Source organism: Paenibacillus sp. AK002 (assembly GCF_053903045.1).
In genome coordinates, this window is record NZ_CP096377.1 from 3,188,440 (window position 1) to 3,205,045 (window position 16,606).

9 protein-coding genes are annotated in these 16,606 nt (G+C 53.6%); 7 read left to right on the top strand and 2 right to left on the bottom strand.

Annotation, left to right across the window (positions count from 1 at the left end; all coding sequences use genetic code 11):
- Positions 1-2 precede the first annotated feature (2 nt).
- The 5 genes from M1D70_RS14190 to M1D70_RS14210 all read left to right on the top strand — a co-directional run bounded on the left by M1D70_RS14190 (position 3) and on the right by M1D70_RS14210 (position 11,666).
- On the top strand, positions 3-1,529 hold the full coding sequence (locus M1D70_RS14190) for an ABC transporter substrate-binding protein (RefSeq protein WP_456290208.1): 1,527 nt from the start codon (positions 3-5) through the stop codon (positions 1,527-1,529).
- Positions 1,530-1,659: 130 nt separating this feature from the next.
- A complete protein-coding gene (locus M1D70_RS14195; RefSeq protein WP_456290209.1) occupies positions 1,660-5,433 on the top strand; it encodes an Ig-like domain-containing protein in 3,774 nt (1,257 codons plus the stop codon).
- A gap of 120 nt (positions 5,434-5,553) precedes the next feature.
- Positions 5,554-6,240 carry a hypothetical protein gene (locus tag M1D70_RS14200; protein ID WP_456290210.1) on the top strand — a complete coding sequence of 229 codons (687 nt, stop codon included), beginning with the start codon at positions 5,554-5,556 and terminating at the stop codon, positions 6,238-6,240.
- Entirely contained in the window at positions 6,233-10,450 is a 4,218-nt protein-coding gene (locus M1D70_RS14205; RefSeq protein WP_456290211.1) for a glycoside hydrolase family 2 protein, read from the top strand. Before M1D70_RS14200 ends, M1D70_RS14205 begins: the two co-directional genes overlap by 8 nt.
- 46 nt (positions 10,451-10,496) lie before the next feature.
- Positions 10,497-11,666, top strand: coding sequence for a glycoside hydrolase family 88 protein (locus tag M1D70_RS14210; protein ID WP_254664114.1), 1,170 nt, complete (start codon positions 10,497-10,499; stop codon positions 11,664-11,666).
- A gap of 123 nt (positions 11,667-11,789) precedes the next feature.
- Here the strand turns inward: M1D70_RS14210 and M1D70_RS14215 are convergent, their stop codons facing one another.
- The gene (locus M1D70_RS14215) at positions 11,790-13,019 is read right to left on the bottom strand and encodes a cytochrome P450 (RefSeq protein WP_009594659.1); all 1,230 of its coding nucleotides are present in this window, start codon (positions 13,017-13,019) and stop codon (positions 11,790-11,792) included.
- A gap of 201 nt (positions 13,020-13,220) precedes the next feature.
- Between M1D70_RS14215 and M1D70_RS14220 the strand changes: the two genes are divergently transcribed.
- Complete coding sequence (locus tag M1D70_RS14220; RefSeq protein ID WP_456290212.1) at positions 13,221-13,730, top strand: helix-turn-helix transcriptional regulator; 510 nt, start codon at positions 13,221-13,223, stop codon at positions 13,728-13,730.
- A gap of 156 nt (positions 13,731-13,886) precedes the next feature.
- On the opposite strand, the gene M1D70_RS14225 is transcribed toward M1D70_RS14220, so the two are convergent.
- Positions 13,887-14,525 (bottom strand): pentapeptide repeat-containing protein, encoded by a 639-nt coding sequence (locus M1D70_RS14225; RefSeq protein WP_456290213.1) that lies wholly within the window; start codon positions 14,523-14,525, stop codon positions 13,887-13,889.
- Between the two features lie 216 nt (positions 14,526-14,741).
- Between M1D70_RS14225 and M1D70_RS14230 the strand changes: the two genes are divergently transcribed.
- Complete coding sequence (locus M1D70_RS14230; protein ID WP_456290214.1) at positions 14,742-16,397, top strand: DUF6138 family protein; 1,656 nt, start codon at positions 14,742-14,744, stop codon at positions 16,395-16,397.
- The last annotated feature ends 209 nt before the right edge of the window (positions 16,398-16,606 follow it).

The following is a 16,606-nucleotide window of genomic DNA, read 5'->3' on the forward strand; positions in this document are numbered from 1 at the left end:
TCATGAAAAAAAGATTATTCGGATTGCTCGCGGTCATCCTGATCGCCCTGTCCGCGCTTGCCGGCTGCGGAGGCAGCGGCGGGAAGAGCGATACGGGCAGCGGAACGACCGGCACGCAAGGATCGACGCCGGAGGCGAGCGGCGCTAGCGGGCTTGAGCCCGCAGAGCTGACTTGGTATTATCCGCTGCTGCAGCTGCAGCCGGACCAGAAGAAGGTCGAAGAGGAGATCAACAAAATCGTGAAGGAGAAGCTGAACGCCACCGTCAAGCTGATGCCCGTCGCAATCGGGGATTACGTGCAGAAGATGAATACCGTACTGGCGGCAGGCGAGAAATTCGACATTCTCTGGACCGGTTACATGCTGAAACCGGAAGAGCTTGTACGGAAAGGGGCTATTCAACCGCTGAACGGGCTCTTGGATGAGTATGCGCCGCAGCTGAAGACGGACGTCCCTCAGGTGATGTGGGATGGCCTCTCGGTGGACGGGGAAATTTACGGCATCCCGAATCAGCAAATCAACGGGTCAAGATACGGCTTTATCGTGCAGAAGCGGTTTGCCGACAAATACGGCTTGGATCCTACCACGATCAAAACAATAGCGGATATTGAGCCGTTCCTTGAGCAAATCAAGCAGAACGAGCCGGGCATCATTCCGATCGGCCTGTTCGGCGGCTCGTTTGTCAACCCGCAGGCGCATGACGATCAATATTGGGTCGTTCCGGGGCTTGATGATCATTTCTACATCAAGACCGATGACCCGTCCTATACGCTCCATCGCTATCCGGAGGAGGAGCTGGACAATTTCCGCCTGGCCAGCAAATGGTATAAAGCCGGGTACATCCACAAGGACGCGGCCACGGAAAAAATGACCGACTACCAATCCAAGGGCCAGATCGCCGTCGAGTTCGACGTCACGCTGAAGCCTGGAGTCGAAGCAGAGGTCAAGCCGAAGAACGGCGGCAACGATGTCATCATCATCCCGCTCAGCGATTGGTTCTCCAACGGTTATTCGGCGACGACCAACCAGTCGATCAGCCGCACTTCGCCGAATCCGGAACGGGCCATGATGCTGCTCAATCTGATCAATACCGACAAGGAGCTCTACAACTTGATGATCAACGGCTTAGAGGGCGTGCATTATGAGAAGCTGAGCGGGGAGTATATCAAAGCTATGCCGGATTCCAGGTACCGTCCGAACATGGATTGGGTCTTCGGCAGCGTCTTCAATTCCTACCTGAAGGAAGGCCAACCGGAGAACATATGGGAGGAAACGAAAAAAATCAACGAAAGCTCTGAAATCAATCCGGTCGGCGCCTTCAAGTTCAATTCCGAGCCGGTCAGCACGGAAATCGCGAACCTGAATGCCGTATGGGGCGAGTACAAACGCGGACTCGTGACCGGAACGCTCGATTTCGAGGAGACCTGGCCCGTTCTTTACGGCAAGCTGAAGGAGGCGGGCGAAGATAAATACGTGGAGGAGGTGACGCGTCAGTTCGAGCAATTCCTGAAAGATAAGGGCTTGAAGTAAACGGCCAGTAAGTTTATGGACGGATGGAGACGAAACGGGAGAAACCTGCTGCCTGGGTGGGCTTTGACGACACTGCGCACGGCGTAGGCAAAGCTGACCGGATTCCACGCTGGAGGAAGGGGAGCGATTTATGAAGAAGCTTGTGCTTGCGGCACTGGCGGCAAGCTTGTTGTTCGCGCTGTATCCATTTCTGCCGGCCGCCGAGACGGCGTCGGCTTATGGAAATCCGCACGGGACGGCTTTTTACGTAGCCTTGGACGGAAATGACTCGAACAAAGGGACGATCAACAAACCGTTCCGAACGTTGGAAAAAGCACGTGACGCCATTCGGGCGTTGAAAGCGAAGAAAGGGCTGCCTCGAGGCGGCGTCACGGTCTATCTTCGGGAAGGCCGGTACGAGCGCGCATCCAGCTTTGAGCTGGGTTTGCAGGATTCGGGGGAGGCGGGGAAGCCGGTAACCTATACGGCCTATCCGGGCGAAACGGTCGTCTTGTCCGGTTCCAAGCAGCTGGAGAAATCCGCATTCGTTCCGGTAGCCGATCCTGCCGTACTGAACCGGATGATTAGCGAAGAAGCAAGAAACGAAGTGCTGGTCGCCGATCTGGCCGGCCTCGGCATAACCGATTACGGCGAGATGAGCCGGCACGGTTATTACTTGGCCAACGATTTGAGCAAGGTGCCGCCGATGGAGTTGTACGTGGGCGGGCAAGGGATGACGCTGGCACGCTGGCCGAACGAAGGAACCGTCCAAATGGACGAAATCCTCGATCCCGGACCGACGCGGAAAGATCCGAACGGGGAGGTCCATTCAAGAGGCGGGACCTTTACGTATACGTATGACAGACCGCAATACTGGACACAGGCGGACGACATCTGGCTGGATGGCATTTTCGGCTACAGCTGGGAATGGTCCTACAACAAAATCGCTTCCATCGACACCGAAGCCAAAAGCATAACGCTCAGGTACGGGGAAATGAGCGGCATTTTCAAAAATTGGTACCCGGATTTCCATTTCGCGCAAAACCTGCTGGAGGAGATCGATATGCCCGGCGAGTATTACATCGACCGACAGGCCGGAAAGCTCTATTTTCTACCGAATGCCGAATTTATGACCGCGAATCCTTCCATTGAAGTGACGATGCTGAAGACGCCGATGATCAATGCATTGGACGCATCATATATCGATTTCTCGGAGCTGATCCTGGAGAACGGGCGCGATTCGGCGGTCGTCTTCATGGGCGGAAGCCATATGCGCGTCCTCCATAGCGAAATACGCAACTTCACCAACAGCGGCGTGCTGGTCAACACCCAGAGCCGGTTCCATTATAACGACTTTACGGGGGTTCCCGGAACTGACCACAAGATCGAGTACACCCACATCCACCATATCGGGGGAACCGCCGTCACGCTCACCGGAGGCGACAAGACAACGCTCGAGCCGGGCAACAACGCCGTGGAGAACTCGCACATTCATGATTTTGCCTATTACCATAAGGCTTACAATCCGGGCGTCCTCTTGTCCGGAGTGGGCAACCGCATGTCGCACAACGAGCTGCATGATGCTCCTCATCCCGGGGTGCTGATCTTCGGCAATGATCATCTTGTAGAGTACAACGACATTTATGACGTTTGCAAAACCTTCTCGGATCTCGGCGCCATATACATGAACGCGGGCGAAACGCCGCAGCAGCGGGGCACCGTCATCGGCCGCAATTACTTCCATAACATCGGCGAAGCCAAGCCCGGCGTGGAAGGGGTATATCCCGATAACTTCACGATGGGACTGAAGATCGACGAGAACATCTTTTATAAAATGGGCAACTCGGCGATCAAAAACAACGGCGGCGCGCATATTTTGACCCGCAACAATATATTCGTGGACAGCAAGATTCCGTACGACTACGCGGATTTGTTTCTCGGCGACGAGCCGGACGATCAGGTTCCGCTGAATTACATGCCGAAGTGGGAGGCGCTGTTCGAGGCTAACAACGACTTCATCGGGACGCCGTATCTGTCCAAATATCCGGAGCTGGCGAATTTTTTCACGGAAAACCGCTATTATCCGGACACGAACACGTTCCACGGCAACGTCGTATACAATCCGACAGTTCCGCGAAGCTCGACAACCAATGCGGAAGGTGCGTACGACAAATTCAATCTGGTCCAATATGAGGATAACTGGGTTACTAACGAGGATCCTGGTTTCGTCAATCTGGCGGGAGGCGATCTGTCGCTGCGTCCGGATGCGCAGGTATTCCAGGCCATCCCCGGCTTCCCGGATATTCCGTTTCACGAGATCGGCATTAACGGGAAAGCAGGTACCACGAGCAGCCCGGACAGCTACCCGGTGCAAAACGTGGTGGTTTATGACAACCAAATCACGGTAGACCGTTGGAAAACAGTGAAGCTGCGCACGGCGGTCCTCCCATGGAACGCGGATAATCCGAAGCTGGTCTTCACGTCGGTTGATCCCGGTGTCGCCACGGTCGATAATAACGGCATCGTCACGGGTCAGGCGGTGGGCCAAACGGTCATCACCGTGGCGTCGGCGGAGAATCCGCAGCTCACAGCAGCGGTGGACGTCACGGTCGAAGCCGGAGACGGCGTCATGGATTTCACGAATTTCGAGTCGGGGGCGAACGGCTGGCCGCAGGACGCGAACCGCAGCATCGTCAAAGAAGGCGACAACCGCTGGTATAAAATACTGAACGGGGCTACCGCACTCAGCGAGAAAACCTTCGCCGAATATGAGCTGAGCTTCAAGCTGAAGACGCCCGAATCGATCGGTGAAAACGCTACGCTGTACGTGTTCGATCGCCAGGCGAGCAGCGGCTCGACCCGCGTCGGTTACAAAACACGTCCGGACGGATCCTCCTCCTGGCTGCTGTATAACGGAGACTGGACCGTGCTGCGCGAAGAGAAGCTACGCGGCCACGACCTGCAGCCAAACACGGAATACGAGATCAAGGTGCTGGTCAAAGGCGGCGATGTCAGCGTATACGTGGACGGCCAAATCCGTCTCAAGGCAGCCGATCCGGGCCATAATGCGGCAGGCAAGGTCGGATTCTATGTCAACAACGTCAGCCACATGCTGTTTGACGACATCCGGTTCAAGGCGCTGAGCACGGAGCTGGCCGGCATCATACCGTCCGAGCGCGAAATACGGCTTGCCGCCGGCGAGCAGCATCAGGTGCAGGTAACGCTCGATCCCGTGGATACCCCGGATAGCGGCATTACTTGGCAATCCGCCGATCCATCCGTGGCGGAGGTAAGCGATACGGGCGTCGTCCATGCCGTATATGAAGGACAGACCATCATTACCGCAGTGTCCGTCGTCAATCCGCTTATCAAGGCGGATATCGCGGTGACCGTTTCGGGGATCATGCACGAAACCGACTTCGAATCGGGCGGCAACGGCTGGCCGGTAGACCCGAACCGCAGCATCGCGGCGGATCCGGACGGCAATCGCCGATACAAAATTTTGAACGGTGCCACGGGTCTGCTGGACCGCGTCTTTGAAGCGTATGTACTCGAATTCAAGCTAAAGACCCCGTCGTCGATGCCGGAGGAAGGAACCTTTTATATTTTCGACCGTCAGGCGGGCAGCGGTTCGACCCGGATCGGCTATCGATCCCGTGCGGACGGAACCTCGTCCTGGATCCTGTACGATTCGGCATGGCAGAAGATCGCCGAGACCTCTTTGCCGAATCGCGACTTCCTGTCGGACACGGAATATGCGGTCAAGGTCGTCGTGAAGAACGGGGATGTCGCGGTTTACGTGAACAACGAGCCAAGACTTGCCGCTTCGGACCCGAATCATCAGCCTTCAGGCAAAGTGGGCTTCTATGTCAGCGGATTCGATTATATGCTGTTTGACGATATCCGCTTCTCGGTGGTGCCATAAGATATGCGGCGTGTCCTCCCGGTATCAGGGGGGGCCGCCTTTTACTATCGCAAAAGAAAGCTTCAGCTTCATGAGATTGAGACATCCTGTAACATCAAAATTGACAGCAGGAGGTGCTGCATGCCATTCATGCAACGATGTTTATATAGGGCCGAGGGAATCGAGGGAAATATCCGTTCCCGGCTTCGCGGGGAACGGTTTATTCAAACGGTCGAAGATACGATGAAGCGGGAGGGCGTATCCCGATTAAGCTTGTTTGCGGATGGACGCCGGTTGTTTCTTTATTATGAATGCCGAGGCGAGCAGGTCCTTCCGGAAATACTGCTGCCGGAAGCCAATCCGTGGCTGGCCGTTTGGCCGGGAGGAGGAGCGGAACGTCGATGGGCGGCCATGTCCGATATTTTTCATTACCAAGCCCCCGCTTCGGAGCAGCATTGGAAGCGTAGGAATAATGACAGCGTGCCGTATGGAAGGATCGCCCGGCTGAAGCCTGAAGAGACAGCCAGCTACGTATACTATCATTATCAGTACCAGGAAGAACGGCCGGGCGATGGGGACAAGTACGGGATCATCGGCCTGCATGAGAATATGCTCTTTTTCTATTCCGAGCTTCCCGCTACGCTTGAGCCAGCGCCTTACAAAGGGAAGCTGAATACTTCGCTTCGGCCGGATGATTGGGCGGCGGCGATGGATCCGCACTTTATCAAGTGGGAGGAGTCGCCGAGCGGACAGGAGATCTGGCGGGAGCTGGAGCTTGTACGGGAAGTGCGCATCTCCGACGAAAGGCAGGGTACAAAGCATGCGTAACCGATGGTGCCTGAACGGAGAGTGGGACTTCATGGCGCTGTACGGTCAGCCGCAGTGCCGGCAGCTTCCGGATGAGATCGTCTACGAGCCGGAGCCCGTCCTGGTCCCTTCCAGCTGGAGACGGTCGTACGAGCAGCCAAACGGCAGAACGTTCGGCGAAATTCGCGAACACGGATATGCTCCGATGAGTCTCTACAGCTATCCCAAGGCGTGGGACGCCGCGGAAGCGGGCGTTCTGCACCGCAGCTTCCGGATCCCCGAACACATGGCCGGTCAGCGGATCGTGCTGCGGCTGGACGGCATTATGCAAAAAGCCGTCCTATTTCTCGACGGGGCGGAAGTCGCGGTATGGGAGGACGGCTACCTGCCGCTGCGGCTCGATATTACGTCAAGCGTAGCGCCGGGCCGTGAGCATCATCTCCATGTCCTATGCGGGAGCTTCGACAGAGTGAAGCTCCCGTCCGGCATGGAGAAAGTGACGGGATTGACAGGTTCATGGTTTGGCAATGTCGCCAGAGGGATATGGCAGGATGTCTATCTGGAAAGCTACCCGGTTCTTTCACTGGAGGATGTAACCATTTGTACGTCCGTGCGTAAGAAGCGCTTGGAGCTTACGGTTATCGTCGGGACGGCAGAAACGGTTGCAGATCTTGGGCCGATCCACGTGAGGCTGAGCGTGCGGGAGCTTGGCATATTGCGACAAGATGGAGAACATTCGGAGGCAAGGGATGCCGATTCGTCAGGCAGCGGCACCCATCGATACGGGGCTCAAGATGCGAAGCCACAGCAAGCTCAGGGGCGTGGAATTGAAACGGAAAGGCTCCTCGTGGAGAGAAGGACAGGAGGCAGACCGGAAGCCGAAGACAAGCCGGCCGTTCCGGTCCTCCAGGCGGAGCAGCCCGCTGAACAGGTCGATCTCTCGGCTGCCGGGATGCTTCGGTTGTGCGAGAACGAACGCGGCGGAGCGGTTTATCGCGCCTCCTTCACCCTGGATTGGCAGGATGCCAAGCTGTGGAATCCAGACACGCCATTCCTTTATGTCGCGGTGCTTGAACTTGTAGCAGGTGAGCAGGTACTCGACCGGAGCGAACAGGTGTTCGGTTTCCGAGAATTTTGGTGCGACGGTCCGCAATTCATGCTGAACGGGATCCCGATCCAACTACGCGGCGATTCGTGGCATTTTCAAGGCGCACTTCAGCAGACGGAGACGTATATCCGTAATTGGTACCGGATGTGCCGGTCTGTCGGGATCAACAGCATCCGTCTGCATGCCGAACCATATCCGGAAGATTATGTGCGGATTGCCGATGAGGAGGGTATGCTGATCATCGACGAAACGGCCATATACGGATCGGGCAAATCCATGCTCGCCGACCATCCCGAATACTTGGACCATTGTCGAATGCATGTTCAGCGGCTCGTTCGGCGCGACAAGAATCATCCTTCGGTCATCATGTGGAGCTTGCAGAACGAAATGCGCTGGGTAGACGGCCGGGACGGCTACAAGTCGCATATTCCCGGCTTCATGGAGGCTATGCGCAAACTGGATCCCACGCGGCCGATCATCGCAGAAGGAGACAATCGGCTGCTGTCCAAAGCGCATACGGAGGTGGAAAGCCGTCATTACAACATCGACGGCACCATTGCTCAATGGGACCGTTCCGTCCCTTTGACCTTTGGCGAACACGGTGGATGGTGGTACATATGCCCGCAGAATGCCAGCATGTACGCAGGGCTGCAGGCCTATCGCGGTACGGACGAAAGCACGGCCGGGCTGGCGCTAAAGGAACGCCTGTTTGTGGAGTATGCGCGGCGGCAAGGCGTCTCGGGCATAGCCACGTTTAATTTCGCTCATTATTTCATGCGCTCGATGCCGGAGAACGACGTCGCAGCTCCGCCGTTGGAACCAGGCCTGCCCGGCGTTAGCCCCAAGACGATCCCGGCCTATTCGCTGACGATCAACAACGGTATGCTCCCGGATCATCCGATGCACCTTCCTAATCCGGCTTTCGCCATCATGGCGGAGGCGTTGAAGCCGGTTACGATGTTCGCGGCCGAATACAACGGCTGCTTCTACGACGACGCGCCCATCACGCGCAGCTTTGACGTCTTCAACGACACGTTGTCTGCACAAGACGTGCGGATTGAATGCGAGGTCATGCAAGGGGAGACGATCGTGCTTGAGCGTATCTTCACGTTCCGTCAAGAGCCGGCCGAGCTAAAGGCCTTTGAAATCACGTGGACTCCGATCCCCGTGGAAACGGAAGGGACTGCATTGCTGAAGGCCACTCTGTTTCATGGCGAACGTCGGATGTTTGAGCTGCGCAAGCAATACCGGCTTGTCCAGGGAAGCTTGCTTCATGATCCTGTCGAAGTCGGCCGCCCGGCGGCTTACTGGGGATCTGAAGAGGATTATATCCGGATCCGCCGGCTTGTACCCGGCTGCGGACGGGCGAACCGCGACGCGATCGCCTTGCTGTCGTCCGATGATTTGCTGATTGTTGGCAGCAAAGCGGAGGATCCGGACGGCAGGCTGGAAGCGGAGCTTAAAGCCTTCGTTGCGAGGGGCGGACGTCTGCTTCTGCTGGAGCAGACCGGCCTGTCGCTCGGTCGGCTTACGCTGACGCGCAGGCCGTTTCTGCGCGCCCATGCGGGGGATTACCGTCATCCGGTGCTGAAGGGCTTGAGCGACAAGGACCTGATGTTCTGGCACGAAGACCTGCGTGAAGAAGGGCCATTGCCGATCATACGCGCAGCGTTCGAAAAGCCGGTCCATGGCGATTTCACCCTGCTGCTGGAGTGCAGCGCCGGCGATTTCGGCGACGGGGGGGATCTTTGGTCGCCGCTGCTGGAATATCGGAGCGGGAGCGGCATGTTTCTGGCCAATCAGCTTGAGATCATGGCCAATCTAGACCGAGTTCCGCAAGCGTGTCTGCTGCTGCGCAATCTGCTGGCTTATGCAGGGCGAGCCGAGGAAGCTGCCGTCCCGGCGATGCGGACGGCAGGAGCGCTGGTAAGCCCTGGCGGGACAGCGGCAGCGTTCCTCGACCGACTTCGGCTGCGCCATAAGGTGCTGGATGCCTCAGCGGTGATAGGTGAAGCTGCGGAGCGCGAATTCCCCGAGCAATCCTTCGGCCTGCTCGTGGCCGAAGCCTGCCTGCTTGGGTCGCCTGGCGCAGCCGAGGCCGTCAAGCGCTATGCCGAAGCCGGCGGGCATGTGCTTGTCCTGCCGGCGGACAGCAGTCAGCAGGACACGCTTGCCCTCTTGTTGGGCCGGCCGGTACGCGTGGAGCCGCACGAGGCCTACCATTTAGCGGCAGATTACTCCCACGACGCCGTGCGCGGCTTTAGTCCGGTTGACTTGTTCGGCTTCGATAAAGTATTCCTTTCGCCGCGTGATGTCGTGAACCGGCCGCTGGCCAGTGATCGGCTGGAAGTGCCGGGCACGGCCGATGCTTGCGTAAGCATCGAGGGAACTGCCTGGAAGGACTATTTCGTGAATGGTTACACATCCGAATACAGCCGTCTTGCGCTGGTTGAAATCAACCGCAGGAACGCTCGCCGACCCGGTGCTTTTCTCGTTGAAGAGAGGATAGGGGCGGGTTCCATTCTCTGTTCGCAGCTTCACACTGATCTTGACAGTGACAAAGCGCTGCGATTGTACGCTCGTCTGCTGGCCAATCTGGGCGCTGCCTTCGATGACCGCTTACTGGTGAGCGAGAAGGATGACGGCGCATGGGCCGTGGAAGCGGTTATGGCGCTGTCTTGCCCGCCCTACGTCGATTACGAAGCCATGAAGACGTATTATACCGATCCCGAATATTCGCTGAATAATTTGGGAGAAGGCCTGTACGGCTGGATGCAGAAAAAAGAGCGGAGGTCCGAGGACGGAAAGATGCGGATCGCCCATGCCGCGAATGAGCCATGGTTCTTGAGCTGCTTCGTACAGGTGCCTGATGGAACCGAGACGTTCCGCAAGGGATGCATGAGAATCCAATCGGATGTACCGTACGCCATTTTTTTGAACGGCGAGTTTATACCGGAGCCAGAGCTTGAGCTTGTCCTGAAGAGCGGCCTTAACCGGCTGATCGCGATTCTCCATGGAAACGGCGGGAATATGGACTTCGGTATGGTCTTTCTGCACGCGGATGGATCATACATGAAGGATTTGGAATACCGCATGACCCTGGACGAAGTCGAGCCGAAATAGCGGTGAGAATGGAATTGCGGGCTCTGTTTGGATGGAGCCCTACCAAATGAATAAGTTACGGGAGGGCAAGATGGACTGGAACGCTATCATAGAACAAACCTTGCACACGACCAAAGCGAATATCGCCCGGTTTGAAGATCGGTTTCCGCATGTCGGAAACGGAAACGGCAAATACCAACTGGTGGATCATACGGATTGGACGGAAGGATTTTGGCCGGGAATCCTGTGGCTGAGCTGCGAGTACGGTGAGGATTCCAATATCCGTGAAGCTGCAGTCCGATGCACGCATTCATTTCAAGCAAGATTAGCGGAGCATAAAAATCTGGATCATCACGATATCGGTTTCTTGTATTCTTTATCCGCCCTGGCGCAATGGATGGTTGAACGGGACGAAGCGGCCAAGATCACGGCTCTTCAGGCGGCTGATGCGCTCATGAGACGATGGAGGCCCACGCTTCAGCTTATCCAGGCATGGGGCCCTGAACATGACCTTCAAAACGCCGGCCGGATCATCATCGACTGCTTGATGAATTTGCCTTTGTTGTGCTGGGCAACCGAACAGACAGGGAGATCGGCATATGCCGAAGTCGCCCGTATTCATGCTGACAAAAGCCTGAAGTTCCTGGTTCGCGGTGATGCCTCATCCTATCATACCTTTTATTTTGATCCCGAATCGGGGGATGCCGTGCGCGGAGGTACCCACCAAGGATTTCAGGATGGTTCGACGTGGTCGCGGGGGCAGGCTTGGGGCATTTATGGATTCGCGCTGGCCTACCGTTATTTCGAAGAACCGCAATACTTGGACACGGCGATTCGAATGGCGCGTTATTTCATCGACCGCCTTCCGGATGATCATGTCGCCTACTGGGATTTCGACGTTCCGCCAACGGCACTCACGCCTAAAGACAGCTCTGCTTCTGCGATTGCCTCTTGCGGGATGCTGGAAATCGCCGACCAGCTGTCAAGCGATGATCCCCGCAGGGAATTTCTCCTTGATGCCGTTCGGCGTTCCATGGATTCCATGGTACAGGGATATTTTACGAAGGGTAATCCGGACGAAGAAGGCTTTTTGCGGCATGGTTCGTATTTTGTCAGAGGGGGAATTGCGCCGGACGATTTTGTCATCTGGGGCGATTATTTCTTCCTGGAAGCGCTCATGCGTTTAAACAACGGGCGGCCCGGCTACTGGTACGAACCCAAGAGGGAAAAACAATAGAATGATTTCCTAATAAGTGAGAGACCCTGTCATTTCAGAAACAAGCAGGGTCTCCCGATATTATAAGCCCTCGCTGTGCAGGGCTTTTTTTGATTGTACCTAGTGAACTGAGACAGGTCAGCCTTACCGATGAACACGGATAGGAAGCTGAGTCAACATTTGTCCTGCCGCAGAAGGACTCAGGTTATCTTCCAGTTTAAATTCAGGAACGGGTTCAATGCGCGGGAAGAAATCCATGAACCTGCTTATCGCAATATTTGCTTCCAGCCGTGCTAGCGGAGCACCCAGGCAGAAGTGAGCGCCATTCCCAAAGGTTAGATGCTTTTTGTTATTGGCACGGTGGATGTTCAAGGTGAAGGGATCCTCAAATACCTCTTCATCCATATTGGCAGCACTCATCCAAGCGACGACGAGATCCCCTTGTTTCATATCCACGCCGAGTACATGATTGTCCTGTTTGACGGTTCGATCCATTTTTGCAATGTTAAACCGATAGCGGAGCATTTCCTCGATGGCATTGGGAAGAAGCTCGCGGTTAGCCTGGATTTCCCCGTAAATTTGGTTGTTGTCATATAAGAAGGAATAAAACGTATTGGCTAGCAGATGAGTCGTTGTTTCAATGCCTGCGCCCAGGATAAACATCGTCGTTCTGACGATCTCATCGTCCGATAACCGATCCCCGTCCACCTCGGCTTGAATGAGGTCGGAGATGATATCGTCCGCGAGATTGGCTCTTTTTTGGACGATATGAGGATAGAGATAGTTGTAATATTCCTTGGCAGCATGACGTTTCAGTTCTTGTACATCTTCCGAATGGTTTTTGGGCAGGGGAAGGAACAGATGGTTTACCCACTCCTTGAATAATAACCGGTCTTCGGAAGGGACTCCGAGCAGATCCGCTATGACGATTGTCGGCAGCGCACTGGCATAATGTTGGACGATATCAATGACATGGGCTTCACCCATTTCCTGCAGAAGCTGGTCTGCAATCTCTTGAATGCGCGGCTCCCAGAGCTTCAAGCTGCGAGGGGTGAAAGCGGCGGATATCAGGGCACGGCTTTTTTGGTGTTCCGGGGGGTCGGATTGCAGGTTGATTTTGCTCATTTTCTGGCCTTCGTCATTATCGGCGCCAACGCTGATCATCGTCCGTGTTCTTACACTAGAGAAATATTCATGATCCTTGAGAACCCTCTTGACGTCATCGTACCGGAAGACGTTCCAGGTTTGGGTCGCCTGATTATAAACGATGGGCTCATGCTGCAATTTGTGTTTGTACCATTCATAAGGATTGAATTCTTCGATCGGTGAACGGAATTGCGTGATTTCCTCTAAGGAGATGATTTCATGATTCATTACATTCCCTCCAATGCGAGTGTAATATAACATATGTTAATTTAACATATTGTTATAATTGGTCATAGTTTCCAATGACCCATGTCCAAAGTTCTGTTTATATTCTTCCTTGTCGGATTTTGGTTGAACATATACGCTAGAGATGTGCTGTTCAATATGCAGCAGTTTTGTCAAATCCGTCGACGAAAGGCCTGAACGATCATGTATCTTGAACTTCTCATTCTGATCCAAATCGATAAATCCCCGAAACACGGGTATGAAATAAAAAAAGAAATACAGAAAGATCTCGGTTATTTGATGGACGTGAATCACAACATGTTATACCCGACATTACGAAAATTTACGGATGAGGGATTTGTTCGTAAACAACGAAATGAGCAGGTAGGCAGACCGAATCAGTATGTATATGAAATTACAGAAGCAGGGAGGGAACAAATCGCAAACCTCATTAACGAATTCACCGAAAAAGATGCAAAACATCAAATCGAATTCATGGTTAGAGTGTCCCTGTTCGATCGCATTTCGAAGGAGGACCGGAATCGGATTTTACATAGGAGAAAGAAGGACTTGGAGGAGCTGCTGTCAGATATCGAGAGGAGACTGGATAAAGGCGGGGACGAGTTGTTCCGAGACGAGGTTCTACTATATTCGGTCTCACAGGTGCAAGGCGAATTGGCGTGGATCGATAGGCTGGTCAGCAGATTAACCTGATGGGTAAATACGGCTTCGACCAGATCTCTAATCATCGCAGCATTCAGCACGACGATGTTTTAGCGCAAGTAAAGGAGCCGCGACATCGCGGCTTTTTACCCGAGGATCTTGAGGGCCATGGCAGTGGATGCGGTGTTGGGCTCGCAGGTTCGAAAATTAAGCAAAGGGTTTTCCGTTGATCTTGACATGCTCCATAATCGTATTATCCCAAACCGGTAGAGCTTCTGTTTCACTTACAAACCGGCTTCCGGATAAGGAGCCGTTATGAAAGATTGCTTCATTGAAGCTGCATTCTTCAAAGAGGCAGTACATCAGATGTGCTCCGCGAAAATTAACATTGGAGAAGTTACATCGAACGAAGGCCGCGTCGCGTGCGATGGCGTGACTTAAATTGGCTCCGGTAAAATCGCAATCCTCAAACCTTTCTCCAATCCGGGCTTTTTTTAAATTTGTTTTTCGAAACGAACAATGATTGAAATGACGCGTCACAAACGAACCGCCAAGTTTCATTCCATCAAAGCGGCAATGCGTGAACCTGGATGAGTTCAGACCCGTTCCGTCCATAAACTTGGCAAAAGATAAATCAACATGCTGAACATCCAGGTACTGGATAATCTCGCTCAAAGTGACACCTCGGAAATCCTCTTGCCCTGCATCTGTCAATCCAAAGGGAGAGGAAGGGAATCTCCGTTCTTTTTTATGCATATTATGTTTGCCTGTAACCGCAGCCACAGCCTGATTGACTTCGGTGGTTTGCTCCGTATCCCATCTTGCGATCCATTGTTTTGCGCTCAATGAACAACCTCCTATTTCCAGAATCGAATGTATGCTCTTAGAAATGATCTTTAAATGAGTCGGTTTTATAGTATCATAGATGAAGCAATAGATTCCAAGATTTGTATGGGGTCAAATCCATGAAGGGGCCGCTAATGGAGGTTTAAGTCATGATCATGGAGAGTGTTAGGGTAGATGAGGAACAATACGAAATGATATAAAGGAGCATAGTGGAACATGGATCAGACACTGGAAACACTTTTGGGCGAAATGAAACAGGAGATCGACAAATGGATGGCCTATATCAGCGATAAAAACGCGGAGGACATCGTAAAGCGTACTTCGCTGCAGATCGGGATTCACGACTATGCGCTGCTCGAATATGACAAGGGCAGGGTGAGCATGACGGATCATGACCTGGACTTATCGATGCCGATAGACAGGGGGACACCTGGTGAGCCGCTGACCGAAGAACATGTGCGAGAGCACATCGTTCCTGAGCTGTCCACTTATATGCAGCATAAATTGGACGAGATGCCGAGCTCTTTAATCGATTATCAGTTTACGTTTAACGGCAAGTTTCGAGTGCGTGAAGGCGACCTGAACCTTTGCATTCTTACATATGCAGATGAGACAAAGAAGAAGCAATTACGGGAACGAATCGCAACCTATATTGCCAATAAGCTAGAAGCGGGAACCTATCCGACGAAACCGTTGGAGACGTTTTTCCTGTCCAGGCACATCCTGGACGAGGAACTGTTTCCTGACGCAGATCCTGCATGGATCATTGCCGTTTTTGAGCGGGTTCAGCAATTGAACAAAGGGAACCAACATCTCGCAGAGCATCGTGCTTATCTAGTTAAGGCTTTGCGGAATTGGGCTGAGCAGCATTGGCTTCCGCGTTATTTCGATAATATCGGAACGCAATGGCAGCCAGAATACAAGAAAAAAATCGACATTCATTTGGAAAATACCGAGCAGGGTCCAATCGAACTGCTGATTTACGCGGCCATCCTGATTCTGAAATACGAGCCCTCTTATAGCAGAAGCACAGGATTGGCTATGTTGAATTGCGCCAAAGAACTCGGGAGCGAACGGGCCAGACGATTGATTAAGGAAGGAAGCGGGACCTTCGCCAAGGAAGACGTCTGTTTGCGTGACGAAATGGTGGACTGCACGGCCAACGATGTGTTTGCCGAGGTCTCCATAGCCATTAAGCAGGAAACGGGGGAGAGTTATGCTCGCGCGCTCCGGTTTCTGACACGCCTCCTCAGCTTGGGATTCCCGAAAAGCTATCAAATCAAATTGAAATCCTCGGTCAAGCAGTGGCTGCCGATCAAAGGATTGGCTAAGTCGGGAACGCATCGGTTCTTCGCCAACGCTTTGGAATACCCGGAATTCTATCCCTTCATGGTGGTGTATGCCAAAGCAGCGATGGAGCCGTTTGAATGGTATGCGGATACGGAAGGGGAGAAAAACTGCATGCCGGGAAGCTATGCCGTCTTTGGCCTCGGATTGATGGATGAAAAGTTTTTCCCGCTGGTGGAAGAATACATGGGCAAAGTCGATGACGAACACCAATCCGTTCAAAACCATTTCACGGTTGCTTTTAAAGAGCGGCATGGTGTTCGTACAGAAACCATTCCAACCTTGATAAAGTGCATGCTGCACTGCACCGATTCGATGAAACTGAAGATCCAATCGGACATGGAACACGATCTCAACGTCAGGCTGCTGCTCGATCAAGTTCGCAGCCTCCCGTATTACCAGGTGGAGCATATCGTATATTTGATCTGGGGCGGTACGGACAAGCTGAAGAAGATAGCCGCCAAAGCCGAAGGGGAGAGGGCGCAGTGGCTCACCGAGCTGGCGGAGGCCGCCGGTCGGAAGTAATCGTGTTTACTGGTGCAGTTAAGCGCTGTATAAACATAGACATTAGTTTTGCAGGCAGCTCTAAAGCGTCGGTCATCCATAACATTTCTGAGAATTCATTTTCATAAATCAAAAGGCTAACCTTAAATGAGTCAATGATCAGCTGCTGAAAGGCAGCTTTTTTTATCCTTATCTAACTGTTCTAGGAAAAAATGATGCGAAAATGATGG